Here is a 15,892-nt window from a genome sequence, read left to right as displayed (position 1 = left end):
CGGTTTTGATCCGCGTCGTATAGAAACCGGTGTAACTGGATATACTGGTTGCACATTGTTTTCAGCGTTGTTTTCCTCGATGTTTTCCTTTCAATAAGGTGCATTTGTATGGCGATTGCGAGAGCGATGGCGTCGGAGTTCCGTTTCAATTCCGGCCGGGTTTCACTCGACCTTGCTGCGACAATCCGGCGGCGCGCCTCGAAACCGGTCGACGTCATGGCGCCGGCGGGTGCGAGCGGCAGATGGCTTAAAGCGGCAGGTCTATTCTCCGATGTGCCGGCGCTTTCCAGAAGCGAAGAGGTCCGCCTTGCCGAGCTGCGCGAAGCGATCTGGCAGCTGGTCACGGGGGCGATGCACGGCAAGTTGCCGGACCGCGCCGTGAGCATCGTCAATCGCGCGGCGAAGTATCCGCTGGGAATGCCGCAGCTCGATAGTTCGACCGGCACTGTATCGGTGGTTTCCGACGATCCCTTGGCAACGGCGATCTCGATCATTGCGCGCGATGCGATCGACCTCGTAACGGGGCCGCTGAAAATGCGCGTCAAGACCTGCGACCAGCCCGATTGCAGGATGCTCTTCGTCGATACCTCGCCGAGCGGTCAGCGCCGCTGGTGTTCGATGCAGCGCTGCGGCAGCCGCGCGAAAGTTCATGCGTTCAAGCGCAAGCAGGCGGGGGCCGCGCATACGCATTGAGCCGCGCGAAGGCCGGCGGTGTCCTGACACCGGCTTCCCGTCTGGCGCGTTGCCTCTGCCCGGCGCGCCACAGCACGCAGCCCTTATCCTTCACGGCCACGCTGGCCGTGCCCACCGCTTTACTTCCGCAACACAAGATCCAGTCCTCGTGTCTTGCCATCCGGCGCGTGCATATCTGTTATGACACAGCCTGGAGCTCGAGCGGCACCGCATTCGCGCGCCCGATGATTTTGTCGTCGTCAGGCCTACTGGGGTAGTCCTTAGCGTTCTACGACACGCTTTGCGCTCAACACTTCATCGTCCATTCAGGACAGAAATAGAAAAGTGTTTTCACGTGTCGACAAGGTGCCGGTGTTTGGATAAACCACATCAACCGGTTAATATGGATTGCACCTTGACCATCAACTGGAGCGGAATATGTCGGACGGTATTCGGGCTTTTGTGTTTGACGCGTACGGAACGCTGCTGGACGTCAACGCGGCGGTTAAACGGAATGCGGTGTCGGTAGGAGAGAAGGCCGATGCCTTCGCGGCGATGTGGCGATCCCGTCAGCTTGAGTATTGCTGGACGCGCACGTTGATGAATCGCTATGAGGATTTCTGGACCGTGACCGAAGAAGCGCTTGATTACACCTTGCGCACGTTCAAACTCGATCACGACAAGAACCTGAAAGCACGCCTGCTAAGCGCGTATTTCGTGCTCGACGCGCACCCGGACGCCCGTGAAGCGCTCACCCGTTTGAAAGATTCACGGGTCAAAATTTCTGTGCTGTCGAATGGCACGAACCCGATGATCCGGGCCGCGCTCGAAGCAGGCGGATTGCTGGAATTTATGGACGCCGCGTTGTCGGTTGACGATCTGAAAGTCTATAAGCCAGACCCGCGTGTTTACCAGTACGCCTGCGATACGTTGGACGTGAAGCCGGAAGAGGTGGTGTTCGTATCGAGCAACACGTGGGATCTGGCAGGCGCATCGTCGTTCGGCTTCAAGGCAGCGCGTATCAATCGGATGCAAGCGCCGCCGGAGTACGAGTTCGCGACGTTGTATAGCGAGCATCGATCGCTGATCGAGCTCGCGCGGTTGGTTGGGTAGGAAGGCGACGGGCTGCGAACCCTGGGAGAACAGTGTGGTTGAGATGCTTTCGCTCGCCACCTACACCGTGACCGACGATCTGCGCAGCGGCGCGGTGGTGAGGGTGTTGCCGCAGTACCGTCTACATGCGTTCAATATCGTCGCGCTCTATCGAGCGCGCCGGTATCTCGATGCGAAGGTGTCGAAGCTGATCGCTTTTCTCAAGGACTATATCGCACCGGCGCTCGACGATCTGCATGAAGCCATCGAGTCGATCAGCGGTGCGACTGTGCAGACGGATTGACGCAGAGTCGCGACGTGACGCTGCCGCAGGTCGTCGCATGCCGCGCGGCGCGCACCGAAAAAGCGGAATCACCGCAACGGGCGATTTGAACAAATACGCCGTACGCTTTGCAATACATTGGATTCGATAGGATACCGACGGGATTTGAAGAGTCGGAATCGGCGCCTGGCCGCCGTCATGAAAATCAGACTGTGTAACCAATAAAACAAAAAATCAGTAGTTTGACCAACCGGCCGTCGCGCGTTCTGAACGGCGGCGGGCAACCTGTAGATCAATCGTTCATGGAGATTTCAATGTCGAAAGGCCATAGCGTCCCAGCGGTTTCCGTCAAGCGTGTCGAGGCGGATGGCGTCAGTGTCTTCTATCGGGAAGCGGGCGCCGCCACGGCGCCGGTGGTGTTGCTGCTGCACGGTTTCCCGTCCTCGTCGCATATGTATCGTGAGTTGATTCCGCGCCTTGCGGATACCTATCGGGTGATCGCACCGGACTTACCCGGATTCGGTTTCACCGATGTTCCCGCAGCGCGCGGCTATCAGTATTCATTCGATGCGCTCGCGCAGACGATGGCCGCATTTGTCGACAAGCTCGCGCTGAAGCGCTACGCCGTCTATGTGTTCGACTATGGTGCGCCGGTTGGCTTGAGGCTTGCCGTGAAATTTCCGGAGCGCGTTAGCGCGCTGATCTCCCAGAACGGCAACGCGTACGAAGAGGGGCTCGGCGACGCATGGGACCCGATCCGCAAGTACTGGGCGGAGCCGACACCGGCTCACCGTAAGACCGTACACGACGCGATTCTCAATTTCGAGGGGACGCGCTTTCAATATTTGCACGGTGTCGCGAACCCCGATTCGGTCGCGCCGGAGTCGTACACGCTCGACGCGGCGCTGCTCGAGCGCCCGGGCCAGAAAGATATCCAGCTCGACCTGTTCCTCGATTATCAATCGAACCTGAAGCTCTATCCGGTGTTCCAGCAGTTTTTCAGGGAGAAGTTGCCGCCGACGCTCGCGATCTGGGGAAAAAACGACCCGTTCTTTATTCCGCCCGGCGCCGAAGCCTATCGTCGCGACAATCCGAAAGCGCTGGTCAGGATGCTCGACACCGGACATTTCGCGCTGGAGACCCATGTGGACGAAATCGCGTCGGCGATGCGTGATTTCCTCGCGCAGAGTCTGAAGGCATAAGACCGGGCCCCGCGGCTGCCTGGCGCGCGAATTGCGGTTGCGGTCAGGCAATTTAGCGGGCGAGGGAGGAAAAGCATCGTCGGAATGCACAGCATGAGTAACCATTAAGAATCGATTTGACAAGTTACATATGTTCGTGCAACTATTTTTATAAGAATTCGGCTGCTGGCCGTCCCATGAAGCAATGCACCTGCACCCATGAAAACCAACGTTGACTATCAGGCCAGACTTTTCATAGAAATAGCGGCCCATAAATCGCTTTCCGCAGCAGCGGAAGCCTTGTCGCTCACGCAATCCGGATTGAGCCGTCATCTGGCGAGCCTCGAAGAATTTATCGGGCAGCCGCTGTTCATTCGTCATGGGCGCGGGGTCGAGTTGACAGAAGCGGGGCGCAAGCTGCTGGAAGTGGTCAGCGCTGCGTATCAGCTGGTGGACAACACGATTCTGCAATTGCGCAACGATCACGGTGTGACCGACGGCAGCATTCATGTCGCGACGATCCACACGCTCAGCTATTACTTTATGGCGGAAGTGGCCGCCAAGTTTATGGCGCAACGACCGAGCGCGAGCCTCGCGTTACTGGGAAGAAGCTCGCCGGGTGTCGTAGAGCTGGTCGAGAACGGAAGAGCGGAGATCGGTTTCGCGTACGACTCGGCAGTCGCGTCCGATCAACTCGAGATCACGCCGTTATTCGAAGACACCATGTGTCTCGTCGTGCATGAAAGTTCACGCTTTGCGACGAGAGCTTGCGTCGACTTGCGCGCGGAAGCGGTGCCGCTCGTTGCGTTTCCGGTGGGCTACGCGCTGCGAAAAATGCTGCACACGAAGGACTTCGACGCAACGGTCACGGCGGAGGTCGAAACAGTCGATGCCATGCTGAAGCTCGTGTCGATGACGAACGGCCAATGCATCCTGCCGGTCCTGATTCCGGAAAAGCTTCTGCAGGAATATCAACTCGTGCGCGTAAACATCGAGCAGCCGCTAATGCGCCGCTGGATCGTCGCAGTGACGCGGCGCGGACGGCCGCTGTCGGCCATGACCGCACTGATGCTCGAAATCGCGCGTGAAAGCGCATCGAAAGTGGTGCGATCGGCCTAGAGCCGGCGAAAGCCGCACGGCGCTCGCTGCGCGGTCATAACGCTCGGGTCGTAGCACTCGGGTCATAGCAGCTATCTCGCCCGCTTCATGGCTTGTCCGGCTGGATTCTCCGATACTGGACTCAACGAAGCAGCGTTCACCAGTCTTCTCATCGTCGAAACGCGGCGATCTTCACTCAGAACGATATGGCATGCAAATCGATGTGAAGATCGAGCGGTTCAAATCTAACCATCGTATTTTCGGAGGTAACGGAAAATGGAAAAGAAAATTGCGATCGTGACCGGCGCGAGCCGCGGCATCGGGCGCGCAACGGCGATTCGTCTCGCGCAAAACTTCGGCGGTGTCGTGATTGCCGCGCGCGACGCGGAATTGTTGAAGGCCACGGCCAAAGATATCGTTGCGATCGGTGCGGAAGCGCTTGATGTTTGTGTCGACCTGCGCGAGCCGGCGGCAGCCGAAGCCGTAGTCGCCAGCACGCTTAAGCAGTTCGGCCGGATCGACGCGGTAGTCAACATCGCTGGTGCGGTGCCGCAGATCGACGTGCTCGAAATGACCGATGCGCAATGGGACGACGGTTTCGCGCTTAAGTTGCACGGTGCGAGAAGGCTAGCGATTCGGGCGTGGGACGCGTTGAAGGCAACACACGGCGCGGTGATTTTTACGTCGGGCAATTCCGCTGAAGCGCCGAAATCGGGCTTTGCGGCTGTTGCGACGGTCAATGCGGCGATCGTCGCGATGGCAAAGGCGTTTGCGGACCGCGGCATCGGCGACGGCGTGCGTGTGAATAGCGTGCTTCCGGGCCCTGTGATGACCGATCGGCGCCGCTCGTATATGGAGAAGTACGCGGCTTCTCACGATATGACGGTGGAAGAGGCGCTCGAGAAGTTTCCGGCGCTGGCGGGCATCACTCGCTACGGCAAACCGGACGATATTGCCGAACTGATGGCCTTCATTCTGTCTCCGGCAGGCGAATGGTTGATCGGCGCGGCGTTGCGGATGGACGGTGGCGAGGTGAAGGGTCTTTGAAAGCACCGACGACGAAGCGCGTCGAAGCGCGTCGAAGTTTAGCTGTCGAAACGGTCGAAGCGGTCGAATCGCGGATGCACGTGCGTTCGCGTTCGGAATCCGAAGCCAGTACTGTGAGAACACCAGCTATGAAACGGATTGAGACACTAGCAAAGGCATTACCGTTGTCGCTCGCCGCGGCAGCAATAGGCGTGGTTGGCGCGGTCGGCGCGACAGGAAGCGCGCATGCGGCCATAGAAACACTGCCGACTTCGCATCATCTCGAACTGTCCGATCACTCAGCGCAAACGAAATCGGTCGAACGTGCGTCGCTGCGCTACGCGGCACCTCGAGGGCAATCTGACGCTGCTCAAGCAGCTCGGCTCGATCAGGCCGTAGTGAATCGCAGTCACGACTGTGTCGCATCGAAATAGCTTTTGAAATCGCATGCCGTTCTCGCTGCTGTTGCGCAGCGATGAAGACGCGGCATGCGAGGGATACTGTTCTCCGGGCCGATTCGTGCGCCCCGCCATGTCTGCTCTATCTCTTTCCTCTCTATTCCGCTGGATCACATTCGATCTGCTGTCATCCTATTTGATTCGCGAATCACTGTCATCTCTTTGGTCTCTTAAGAAAGTCGTTGATTTATCGCTTAACGCACGGCGAGGTATGAGCAGAAGGTATGAGCGCGCGCTCATACCTTAAAAACCAATTTGAATCTTTCTGTTGAGATGTACCGTAGACCTATGCTAAAAAAATCATGCGCACGGGTGTTGATTCATTATGAGCGTAACTTGTCAAATACTGTGTTAACAGTTACAGTCACGGTTCATTTTTGTGGAGGATTCAATGGCTTCGCCATTGGCATCAGTGCGCGCACAGGACGCGGTGCTCGAATTCCTGAATACCGTTGTGCCGCGTAACGGGCAGTTGCTGGATCTGTTTCAATCCGACGAAGATGTGCTTGCCTGGCTCGAGCGAACCGGTTTGCTCGAGATGGTCGTCATGCGCGAGGACGGCATTTATCGCGGCCTTGCGACCGAGGCGCGGCAATTGCGGGAAAACGTGCGTCAGCTGGTGTTGCAGCGCAAGCTGGGCCAGCTTGTGGACACCGGGCTGCTCAACTGGGTATTGGGCGCCGGCAGCTATCAGATGGAGCTTGTGGAGGACGAGGCAGGCAATTTGAATGCGCTATACCGGTTCCCTGCGCAGACGCCGACGCAGGTGCTGGTGCCTGTCGCGATCGCGGCCGCGGAGCTGCTGGTTCGCGGCGATTTTCTGCTGGTTCGCCAGTGCGAATCGCCAGACTGTCCATTGTGGTTCTACGACAGAACGAAATCGCACCGGCGGCGCTGGTGCAACATGACGATATGCGGGAACCGCCAGAAGGCAGCCCGTTTTCGCACGCGGCTGCTTTGCGGCGGCCTTGTCGAACAGGAATGAGCGGGCCGGTGCGGGGCACGTGCAGGGGCGGGCATGCCGCCTCCCTGCTATAGAGCCTGCAATCGGATCACGCCATCCCGCCATCGTCGCCTTTGCGGCGCGCGCGATACGCCGCCACCTTGCGGCGATTTCCGCATCTGGCCATGCTGCACCAGCGGCGCCGGTGAGCCTTGGTTCGGTCGTAAAACCATAGCGAGCAGGTATCGGACTCACATTTCCTGATTAACGTGAAGTCGCCGGCTGCCAGCATCTCGGCCGCCGCGTTGGCGATTTGCGCGAGAAATTGCTCCGGCGTCGAATGTCCGTATTCGTGCATAAGGCGCACCTGGCCGTTCGATTGTCTGACCAGATTAAGCCGGTAGTGACCCTGCATTAAAAACGCGTTGAGCAATCCGACGTTCACTCTCAGGCCTGCTTTCCGCTGGAACAGCGTTTTTCTGATCGCCTCTCTAAGCGAGCGCGCGGCGTTGACCAGCGTGCCTTCCGTGAATGACGGCAGCGTCGCCGAAGTGATGAGGCGATTTGCCTGCATCCACTGGAGAACGTGCTGATCGCTCTTGAAATACTCGTTGGAACGCGTCTCGTCGGATGCAGACGTGTTGAGGAAATCGAGCACGGTGTCGTCGGATAGTGTTGCGGATTCGGCTGGCATAACGGGTTCTCCAGTAGCAGACTATTCGCAAAGCGTAACTGCTAAATTTTGAGATGACAAGTTACACGAAATCGCGCTCTACACCAGTGAGCGACGAAGGCGTTTGGGAAAGGGCGGGGAACGCGAGCGAGCCGTGTCGTGGGGAAACAGACGGGTGGAAGGGCGCCGGCGTCGGATGGCCGGCACCCGGTCATGCGGGTAGCTGTATATCGGTGCTAGTTGCGCACCGATTGGTTCGGCGATTTGCCACCGCCCGCGGGTTGTCGGCCGCGCAGCGCATCGCGCCTCAACGCCCACGAACACAACGCAAAGAGCACCAGTCCCGCAAAGAACAACGCACACGACACCCAGGGCAATTGCGCGGTCGCAATACCGTGTCGAATTAGCAGCGCGCTCGCTGCCGATCCGATCGCTCCACCGAGATACATCGTCGAATTGTTCAAAGCGAGGACCAGCGGCCCATGTTGTGGCGCGATCGAAAGCAGCCGGCTTTGTTGTGCGGGAAACAGAAACCACATGTTCATGCCGTAAATCGCCACCGAACAGGCGTTTGCGATGAGCGACGACCCGGCGAGGCCTAACCAGACAAGGTTCGCAATCTGCAGGACGAGCGCAATCGCGACGATGCGCTGCGATCCGAACCAGTCGCTTAGCTTTCCGCCGATATGATTGCCGAACAGGCAGCCCACGCCGAACGCACCATATATCACGCTAAGCTCTTCCTTCGTCATGCCCCGCTCGGTCATGGCGGCGCCGAGATAGGTGAAAAGCGCAAACATTGCCACATACCAGACAAGCGAAGGCGCCATGCCAAGCAGCACCTCGCGATTGGCTAGAGGCGCAAAGCGTGCGGCAAGGCCTGGCGCTTGCGCTGTAGCGGGTGTGTCGACGTGCGGCAGGCGCATGGCGAGTCCCGCTGCGCCGATCAGCGTGAGCGCGGTGACGAACCAGAAGGTAGCCGGCCAGCCGAAGCGGTTACCGATGTAGGCGCCGATCGGCACGCCGACTACGAGCGAGATCGTGATGCCCGATAGGGCCGCTGACAATGCGGCACCTCGCCGATCCGCTCTTGCAAGCGTCGCGGCAAGACCGTAAGCCGCGGGCGAGAACACGCTCGCGGCGAAGGCCGCGACGATACGCGTGCCGATCAGGAATGCGTAGTTTGGAGACAGGGCGGACGCCGCGTTGGCCAGTGCAAACGCGGTCAGCGATATGACGATGAGCGGTTTGCGCGGGATATGTGCGGTTAGCCCGGCGAGCACCGGCGCGCATACTGCGTAAAACAGCGCGTAAGTGCTGACGACCTGGCCCGCCGCCGGCACGCTGACATCGAGACTTCGCGCAAGCGACGGCAGGATACCCGAAACAACATTGAAATCCGTGCCGATTGCGAAAAAGGCAAGGGCCAGTAACCATACCCGGCGATCGAACGCCGGTGTTTTCGTAACATGAGCCATTCTGTTCCTGGGACTGAGCGGAGCATTCGACATACGCGGTGCTCCAGTTAAAACACGTTAGCCGTGTATTAAGTGCCGAACGGGCGAAGACCCTGTTCTATTCCCAGACTGACTCCCAAAGCGCCATGATCAATGGTTGTGATCAATCGTATTGTCGGTCACATTCCTTCAGGTAACCAGAAAATCTGCACGCCCTTTTGTGAGAGGAAATGCGAGGACGGGAAGAGGCGTGACAGGAAGGCACGCCGCCCCTCCCGTCACAGCGCGTCGTGAAAAATCACGCCAACCGTGTGCCGATGCCCCGCACGCAGGCGGCTAACACCATGACGCAAATTCACGCGGTAAATGCCACGCGTACCCTGCACGGGCCGGCTATTGACGGTAAAAATCACGGCATCGCCCTTGTTAAGCGGTACGACCTCCGCGCGCGACTGCATGCGCGGACGCTGTTCGGTCATCACGAATTCGCCGCCGGTAAAGTCCTTGCCGGGTTCCGACAACAGGATCGCGACCTGAATCGGAAAAACATGCTCGCCGTAGAGATCCTGGTGCAAACAGTTGTAATCGCCCGCCTCGTATTGAAGCAGCAGCGGCGTCGGTCGCGTCTGTCGGGCGTCGTGGCAGCGCTTGATAAACTCTCGATGCGACGACGGATAGCGCACGTCGATACGCAGTGCCTTGTTCCAGCGATTCGCGACGCTGACGAGGTGAGGGTAGAGCGCGCCGCGCAATGTGCCGATGATGTCGGGCAGCGGGTACGCGAAGTATTTGTATTCGCCGCGCCCGAAGCCATGCCGCTCCATCACGACGCGCGAACGGAAGATATCGTCTTGCGTGTAAAGCTGCGCGAGCCGATCGCACTCTTGCGGGTCGAGCAGGCCGGCGGCAGTTGCGCAGCCGAAGTTGTCGAGTTCGTCTTCAATGCGCGGCCAGTCGAGCGACGCAACACGTGCGCCGATGGGCCGGCCTGAAGCGTGAGCAGCGACGTCAACCGCGACGTCATCCGCGGCGCTAGCGCCGCGCCGCGTGCCCTGCATGGCGATGTTCATATGGCACCTTCCGAATCGTTGTCCAGACTTTCACTGTTGAAAGCCTAGTTTACCGATGCGATGAGGTGCGCACACTCCGGCTCTTGCGCTCCAATTCGATGCAAGCGGTTCAGTCGATATACCGCAGGCCAAGTGTTTTGAGCGGCTCGCGCATCTGGTACATATCGAGACCAAGCACGCCTGATGCGAGCTTCGCGCGCTTTTCCGCTTCGTTCGCTTCCCGCGCGCTCGCTTTTTCGAGCGTCTGCAGCGCGTTGGCGTACGGCACGGCCACCACACCGTCCTGATCGGCAACGATCACGTCGCCGGGGTTCACCAGCGCGCCCGCGCATACCACCGGCACATTGACGGAACCGAGCGTCGCCTTGATCGTGCCTTTGGCCGAAATTGCCTTGCTCCACACGGGAAAGCCCATCTCGGTCAGCACGGTCACGTCGCGCACGCCCGCATCGATGATCAGTCCGCGCGCGCCGCGCGCCTTGAAGCTCGTCGCGAGCAGGTCGCCGAAGTAGCCGTCGGTGCAATCGGCCGTGACGGCCGCCACGACGAAATCGCCGGGCTGGATCTGTTCGGCGGCGACATGCAGCATCCAGTTATCGCCGGGATGCAGCAGCACCGTGACCGCCGTGCCCCATGCGTGCGCCCCCGTATAGATCGGGCGCATATACGGCTTCATGAGGCCCGTGCGGCCCATCGCTTCGTGCACGGTGGCGCTGCCGAGTGCGCCGAGAGCGTCCGCGACGCGGCTGTCCGCGCGCGCTATGTTGCGATAAACGACTCCGATTTCGTACATGGTGAGTGTCCTGTTTAGCGGCCTTGAGCGAGAAGAGCGGCATTCAGGCGCGGATAGACGCGCCGCGCATTGCCCTCATAAATCAGGTGGCGTTCTTCGGGGTTCACATCCGCGGCTTCGACATAGCGCTTCGTATCGTCGAAGTAGTGATGCGTCTGCGGATCGATGCCGCGCACCGCGCCGATCATTTCGCTCGCGAACAGAATGTTGTCGACGGGAATCACGCGCGTAAGCAGATCGATGCCGGGCTGATGATAGACACATGTGTCGAAGAAGATATTGTTCAGCAGATGCTCCTGCAACGGCGGCTTCTTCATCTCCTGCGCGAGCCCGCGAAAACGGCCCCAATGGTAGGGCACCGCGCCGCCGCCATGCGGAATCACGAAGCGCAGCGTCGGGAAATCGCGGAACAGGTCCGAGGTCAGGCACTGCATGAACGCCGTCGTGTCCGCGTTCAGGTAGTGCGCCCCCGTGGTATGGAAGCATGCGTTGCAGCTCGTGCTCACATGAATCATCGCGGGAATGTCGTACTCGACCATCTTCTCGTAGATCGGGTACCAGTAGCGATCGGAGAGCGGCGGGCTCGTCCAGTGTCCGCCGGAAGGGTCGGGGTTCAGATTGATCGCGACATTGCCGTACTGCTCGACGCATTTGACGAGTTCGGGAATGCACGTTGCCGCATCGACACCGGGGCTTTGCGGCAGCATCGCGGCGGGAATGAAATGCGCGGGAAACAGGTGGCTGACGCGATAGCACAGTTCGTTGCAGATCGCAGCCCATGTGCTCGACACCGCAAAGTCGCCGATGTGATGCGCCATAAAACTCGCGCGCGGGCTGAACACGGTCAGGTCCAGTCCGCGTTCGCGCATCAGGCGCAACTGGTTCGTCTCGATCGATTCGCGCAGTTCGTCGTCGCTGATATGCAGTTCCGACGGCTTCGGCATGTCAGCAGGATTGCCGAGCGCGGCAATCTGGCGGTTGCGCCACACTTCCAGTGCTTTAGGCGCGGTCGTGTAATGCCCGTGTATATCGATAATCATGCGTCTAACCTTGAATAAACACCTGAAACAGGGGCTTTAGCGCGACACCGCATTGTCCGTGCGGTTCGCCGTTCGGCTCGCGTGAGTGACGTGATCTTCGGGCGGCGCCGTGTCGTCGCTGACCTGCGTGAGGTCGCGTCCGCGCGTTTCCGGCAGCATCAGCGCAGCGGTCACCACCAGCAGATATGACACGCATGCGCACAGTCCCATGGCCGCGCCGAGCTCGAGCTTCGCGCTCAATATGCCGACCATGGTCGGCATGATCGCGCCGATCGCGCGTCCCGCATTGCCGCAAAGCCCCTGCGCCGAGCCGCGGATACGCGTCGGAAACAGCTCGGCGATATAGGCGCCGGTGCCCGCCGCCGTGCCCGACTGCAGCGTGCCGAGCACGAAGCCGAGCACGAGCGTGACAGGCAGCGTGATCGGTGCGAGCGTATAGGTTGCAACCGCAACGGCCTGCAGACACGCGATCACGATAAACGTGCGGCGGCGCCCAAAACGGTCGGCCATCCAGCCATTGAGAAACGCGCCGGCGAACGAGCCGAGGATGTTGATCGCCAGATAGCCGCCGATGTTCGTGATCGACAGATGCAGCACGAGCTTCAGATACGCGGGCAGCCACGTGATCATCACGTAGTTGCCGCCGTAGATGCCGAACGTCAGCAGGATAGCCTTGAAGGTGGTCATGCGCGTGGGCCCTTCGAACACGGCCCAGATGCTCGGGCGGTCGGCCGCGTGTTCGCGGCGGTTCTGCGCGAACACGGGCGCTTCTTCGATATGGCGGCGAATCCACAACACGAGCAGCGTCGGCACGATGCCGACCGCGAACAGTACGCGCCACGCCAGCGACGGCGCGAGCGAGGTGAACAGCAGCGTGGAAAGCAGGACGGCGATGCCATAGCCGATGGCCCAGCCCGCCTGCAGCGAGCCGACCGCGCGGCCGCGCACCTGCGGGCGGATTGTCTCGCTGATCAGCACCGCGCCGACGGCCCATTCGCCGCCGAAGCCGAGCCCTTGCAGGCCGCGCGTAATCATCAGTTGCTCGAACGAATTCGTAAACGCCGAGAGGAGCGTAAACAGCGAGAACCACAGAATGGTGATTTGCAGCACGCGCACGCGGCCATAGCGGTCCGCCAGAATGCCTGCGATCCAGCCGCCGAGCGACGCCATGATCAGCACGGTGGTGCCGAGCAGGCCCGCCTCGCCGCGCGTCATGCCCCACAGCGCGATCAGCGTCGGGATGGCGAGCGCGTACATCTGCGTGTCCATCGCGTCGAGGCCCCAGCCGCTGAAGCACGCCCAATATGTGCGCTTTTCGGGCTTCGTCAGATCCTTGTACCAGCTCAGCATGCTTATTCTCCCGCGGCTTTCCCGCTTGCAGGGGAAGGCCTTGTCTTCGATGAGGGGCGCGCGCGCGGCTTGCGCGCATCGGCGCCCGTGTGTGGCGAGGCAGCGCCGGACGCAGCAGACCGCGCAGTTCCGGTGGCCGGCGTAGCGGCGGCGGCCAGCAAAGGCGCAGGGTCGCCGCCGAGCGCAACCGTGGCCTGCGCCGCAAACTGCAAAAGGCGTGGGCGATAACGCTCCATCTCGTCGATGCCCATCCGCGTGATCGGCCCGACGATGCCGAGCGCGCCGACCAGTTCCTGCCCGACGCGAAACACGGGCGCGGAAATACCGGCCGTTTCCGGGTCGCGCTCGCCGATCGACAGATACACATGGCGCCTGCGCACCTCGTCGTACAGCGCGCCGGACTCGCCGGAAAACGCGAGCAGCACGCGGCCGCCGGCGCCGCGATCGAGCGACTGCACATCGCCCGGATGCACTTCGGCGCGAATCGAATGGCGCGATGCAATGCGATAGAGGCACACGCGATGGTCGCGCTCGCGCACATGAAACGACACCGCCTCGCCGCTCTCGACGTTGAGCGCTTTCATGATGGGCAGCAGCACGTCGCGCAGGTCGAAGCCGGCCTCGTAGACCGCGCCCAGATGCATGATCGACGGACCGATCCAGTAGCGTCCGTCGTCGCGACGGTTCAGCAGATTGTGATGACAGAGCGCCTGCGCGAGCCGCGATAGCGTGCTTTTGTAGAGCCCTGTGCGCTCCGACAGTTGAGTGAGCGTCAGCGGTTCGTCGTCGCGCCGGAACGCGAAGAGAATCGACGCCGCGCGATCGAGCACATCGATGCCGCTGGCCGTCACGCCCTGCGGCGTGCGCGCGGTCTCGCTGCTGCGAGCCATGGCGGTCTCCCGTTTATTTCATGTGTTCTATCAGATAGAACACAAATTCATTGGATGGAACAATGCTAAACCACGCGTTTGACCGGTGTCAAACGCGTGCCGTGCGGTTTCAGTGGAACAGGAGGCCGGCCATCGCGAACGATTGGCGATTCGCGAGATTCGCGATTAATGCAGCGCGCCAGGGAATGCTAAATGCTGCCCAAGACAGTATGCCGGTTTACTGTTTATGTATTAATTTCCGCTTTGCACATGACATGCTGAAAATCAGTAAATAATTGCCAATCAATTTTGATATAACCCGGATTGCATAACCAATTACACATAATGCATGAAGGCATTAAAAAAACATTTGCCATCGGTGATCCGAACCATATAAAGTCGATTCGGGGGTTCCCGGAACGTATCGGCCAGCGCGGTGCATCGCGGGCGTAAGGCTGCTACGTGACACCACGACTAACATCGCGACGTAACATCGGTCGATCGCGCCGCATGCATTCTGTTTGCCACGCGGGAGAGAAAAGAATGATGAAGCAACTGTCACGCGCTGTTTTCGCGCTAGTCGTTGCATGCCTCGTTAATGGCGCATCGGAACGGGATGCGCGCGCCGCTGTATATTCAAACGGTACTGCAACCGCCACTTTCACGGTTACGCTGACATTGCAGGCTAATTGCTCGATTTCAGCGAATCCATTGGCTTTCGGCACGAATGGCGTTCTCGGCACCGCCATTAACCAGCAAACCACGGTGGCCGTAACCTGCACGAATACGACGCCTTATAACGTCGGCCTCGACGCGGGCAATGTAACGGGGTCGTCGGTCACGAACCGGCTGCTGGCCGGCACCGCGACCGGCAACACTACGACCACCGTCGGCTTCCAGCTTTACCAGGACGCCGGGCGTACGGTGATCTGGGGCAACACGCAAGGCACGAATACCGTCGCCGGCACGGGCAGCGGCTCCGCGCAATCGATCACGGTCTTCGGCCAGGTGCCGGCCCAGGCGACACCGCGACCCGATACCTATCAATCGACCGTGACCGCAACGGTGTACTTCTAACGTGCGCGCGTGTCGCTTTTGCATCGCAGCGCTTGTATTCACCGCGATTCCGTTCGCCGCCTACGCGGCCACGCTGCAAATCGCACCCGTCACGGTCGAGATGAGCGCCGACACGGTCGCGACCGGCATCACGCTGAGCAACCCCGGCGATACGCCGCTCTACGGGCAGGTGCGCGTGTTTCGCTGGGACCAGCAGCAGGGCGACGACGCGCTGACGCCGACCCAGGACATGCTCGCGAGCCCGCCGCTGATCGAAATACCGGCGCACGCGGATCAGCTCGTGCGCCTCGTGCATGCCGCGCCGCGCGGCGTCGGCGAGCAGAACTACCGCTTGCTGATCGACGAGTTGCCGCCGCCGGGCACAGCGACGACAAACGGCGTGACGATCCGCCTGCGCTATTCGGTGCCGGTATTCGTCGAGCCACCAGGTCCCGCCGGCGAGCCGCAGTTGTCGTGGCGGCTCATGAAGAGCGGCCAGAGCTGGTTGCTGCGCGTCGACAACGCAGGCACGCGGCGCGCGCAGATCGCGACGGTGCAACTCATTGTGCCGTCGGGCCGGGTCTACGAGATCAACGATGGGCTGCTCGGCTATGCGCTCGCGGGCCGCAGCCGTCAGTGGCAGGTGCCGCTGCCAGCCGACGCGGACGTGGGCGGCGCGGTCAAGGTGCGCGCGTCGATCAATACGCAGCCGGCGCAGGCGCCGGTGATCGTCGACCGGGGAGGCTAGCGCAGCAGCGAGGGCGCGACGGCGTAGCGCGCGGCGGCACAACGGAGGGGAGGCATGACAGGTCGCGATACCACGCATGAACA

Annotated in this window: 16 protein-coding genes; 9 read left to right on the top strand and 7 right to left on the bottom strand. The window is 60.6% G+C overall.

The annotated features are described in order from the left end of the window. Positions 1 to 108: 108 nt before the first annotated feature. The 7 genes from KZJ38_RS32590 to KZJ38_RS32560 all read left to right on the top strand — a co-directional run bounded on the left by KZJ38_RS32590 (position 109) and on the right by KZJ38_RS32560 (position 6,795). The gene (locus tag KZJ38_RS32590; RefSeq protein WP_219801152.1) at positions 109 to 693 is read left to right on the top strand and encodes a CGNR zinc finger domain-containing protein; all 585 of its coding nucleotides are present in this window, start codon (positions 109 to 111) and stop codon (positions 691 to 693) included. Between the two features lie 417 nt (positions 694 to 1,110). Further along, entirely contained in the window at positions 1,111 to 1,785 is a 675-nt protein-coding gene (locus tag KZJ38_RS32585) for a haloacid dehalogenase type II (RefSeq protein ID WP_219801151.1), read from the top strand. A gap of 43 nt (positions 1,786 to 1,828) precedes the next feature. Next, positions 1,829 to 2,068, top strand: coding sequence for a LysR substrate-binding domain-containing protein (locus KZJ38_RS32580; protein ID WP_219803766.1), 240 nt, complete (start codon positions 1,829 to 1,831; stop codon positions 2,066 to 2,068). 293 nt (positions 2,069 to 2,361) lie between these two features. Then, positions 2,362 to 3,249, top strand: coding sequence for an alpha/beta fold hydrolase (locus tag KZJ38_RS32575; protein ID WP_219801150.1), 888 nt, complete (start codon positions 2,362 to 2,364; stop codon positions 3,247 to 3,249). Positions 3,250 to 3,447: 198 nt separating this feature from the next. Continuing rightward, positions 3,448 to 4,347 (top strand): LysR family transcriptional regulator, encoded by a 900-nt coding sequence (locus KZJ38_RS32570; protein WP_219801149.1) that lies wholly within the window; start codon positions 3,448 to 3,450, stop codon positions 4,345 to 4,347. Positions 4,348 to 4,602: 255 nt separating this feature from the next. Beyond that, positions 4,603 to 5,373, top strand: a complete 771-nt coding sequence (locus KZJ38_RS32565) for an SDR family oxidoreductase (RefSeq protein WP_219801148.1) — start codon at positions 4,603 to 4,605, stop codon at positions 5,371 to 5,373. An 828-nt stretch (positions 5,374 to 6,201) separates the two neighbouring features. Beyond that, a complete protein-coding gene (locus KZJ38_RS32560; protein WP_219801147.1) occupies positions 6,202 to 6,795 on the top strand; it encodes a CGNR zinc finger domain-containing protein in 594 nt (197 codons plus the stop codon). Between the two features lie 67 nt (positions 6,796 to 6,862). Here the strand turns inward: KZJ38_RS32560 and KZJ38_RS32555 are convergent, their stop codons facing one another. The 7 genes from KZJ38_RS32555 to KZJ38_RS32525 all read right to left on the bottom strand — a co-directional run bounded on the left by KZJ38_RS32555 (position 6,863) and on the right by KZJ38_RS32525 (position 14,026). Then, complete coding sequence (locus KZJ38_RS32555) at positions 6,863 to 7,447, bottom strand: CGNR zinc finger domain-containing protein (RefSeq protein WP_219801146.1); 585 nt, start codon at positions 7,445 to 7,447, stop codon at positions 6,863 to 6,865. A gap of 215 nt (positions 7,448 to 7,662) precedes the next feature. Continuing rightward, complete coding sequence (locus tag KZJ38_RS32550; RefSeq protein WP_219801145.1) at positions 7,663 to 8,904, bottom strand: MFS transporter; 1,242 nt, start codon at positions 8,902 to 8,904, stop codon at positions 7,663 to 7,665. A gap of 257 nt (positions 8,905 to 9,161) precedes the next feature. Then, complete coding sequence (locus KZJ38_RS32545; RefSeq protein WP_246641882.1) at positions 9,162 to 9,953, bottom strand: 2OG-Fe(II) oxygenase; 792 nt, start codon at positions 9,951 to 9,953, stop codon at positions 9,162 to 9,164. A 109-nt stretch (positions 9,954 to 10,062) separates the two neighbouring features. Next, positions 10,063 to 10,746, bottom strand: a complete 684-nt coding sequence (gene ligK, locus KZJ38_RS32540; RefSeq protein WP_219801144.1) for a 4-carboxy-4-hydroxy-2-oxoadipate aldolase/oxaloacetate decarboxylase — start codon at positions 10,744 to 10,746, stop codon at positions 10,063 to 10,065. 14 nt (positions 10,747 to 10,760) lie between these two features. Continuing rightward, complete coding sequence (locus KZJ38_RS32535; RefSeq protein ID WP_219801143.1) at positions 10,761 to 11,786, bottom strand: amidohydrolase family protein; 1,026 nt, start codon at positions 11,784 to 11,786, stop codon at positions 10,761 to 10,763. 36 nt (positions 11,787 to 11,822) lie between these two features. Further along, the gene (locus KZJ38_RS32530) at positions 11,823 to 13,136 is read right to left on the bottom strand and encodes an MFS transporter (protein ID WP_246641881.1); all 1,314 of its coding nucleotides are present in this window, start codon (positions 13,134 to 13,136) and stop codon (positions 11,823 to 11,825) included. A gap of 2 nt (positions 13,137 to 13,138) precedes the next feature. After that, entirely contained in the window at positions 13,139 to 14,026 is an 888-nt protein-coding gene (locus KZJ38_RS32525; protein ID WP_219801142.1) for an IclR family transcriptional regulator, read from the bottom strand. A 525-nt stretch (positions 14,027 to 14,551) separates the two neighbouring features. On the opposite strand from KZJ38_RS32525, the gene KZJ38_RS32520 reads away from it, so the two are divergent. Together KZJ38_RS32520 and KZJ38_RS32515 are read left to right on the top strand one after the other, a co-directional pair. Continuing rightward, the gene (locus tag KZJ38_RS32520; RefSeq protein ID WP_219803764.1) at positions 14,552 to 15,082 is read left to right on the top strand and encodes a Csu type fimbrial protein; all 531 of its coding nucleotides are present in this window, start codon (positions 14,552 to 14,554) and stop codon (positions 15,080 to 15,082) included. A 1-nt stretch (position 15,083) separates the two neighbouring features. Then, positions 15,084 to 15,809 (top strand): fimbrial biogenesis chaperone, encoded by a 726-nt coding sequence (locus KZJ38_RS32515; RefSeq protein ID WP_246641880.1) that lies wholly within the window; start codon positions 15,084 to 15,086, stop codon positions 15,807 to 15,809. The last annotated feature ends 83 nt before the right edge of the window (positions 15,810 to 15,892 follow it).

The organism is Paraburkholderia edwinii, assembly GCF_019428685.1.
Taxonomy (GTDB): domain Bacteria; phylum Pseudomonadota; class Gammaproteobacteria; order Burkholderiales; family Burkholderiaceae; genus Paraburkholderia; species Paraburkholderia edwinii.
The sequence above is the reverse complement of the archived record's forward strand: the minus strand, read 5'-3'. Positions and strand labels throughout refer to the sequence as shown.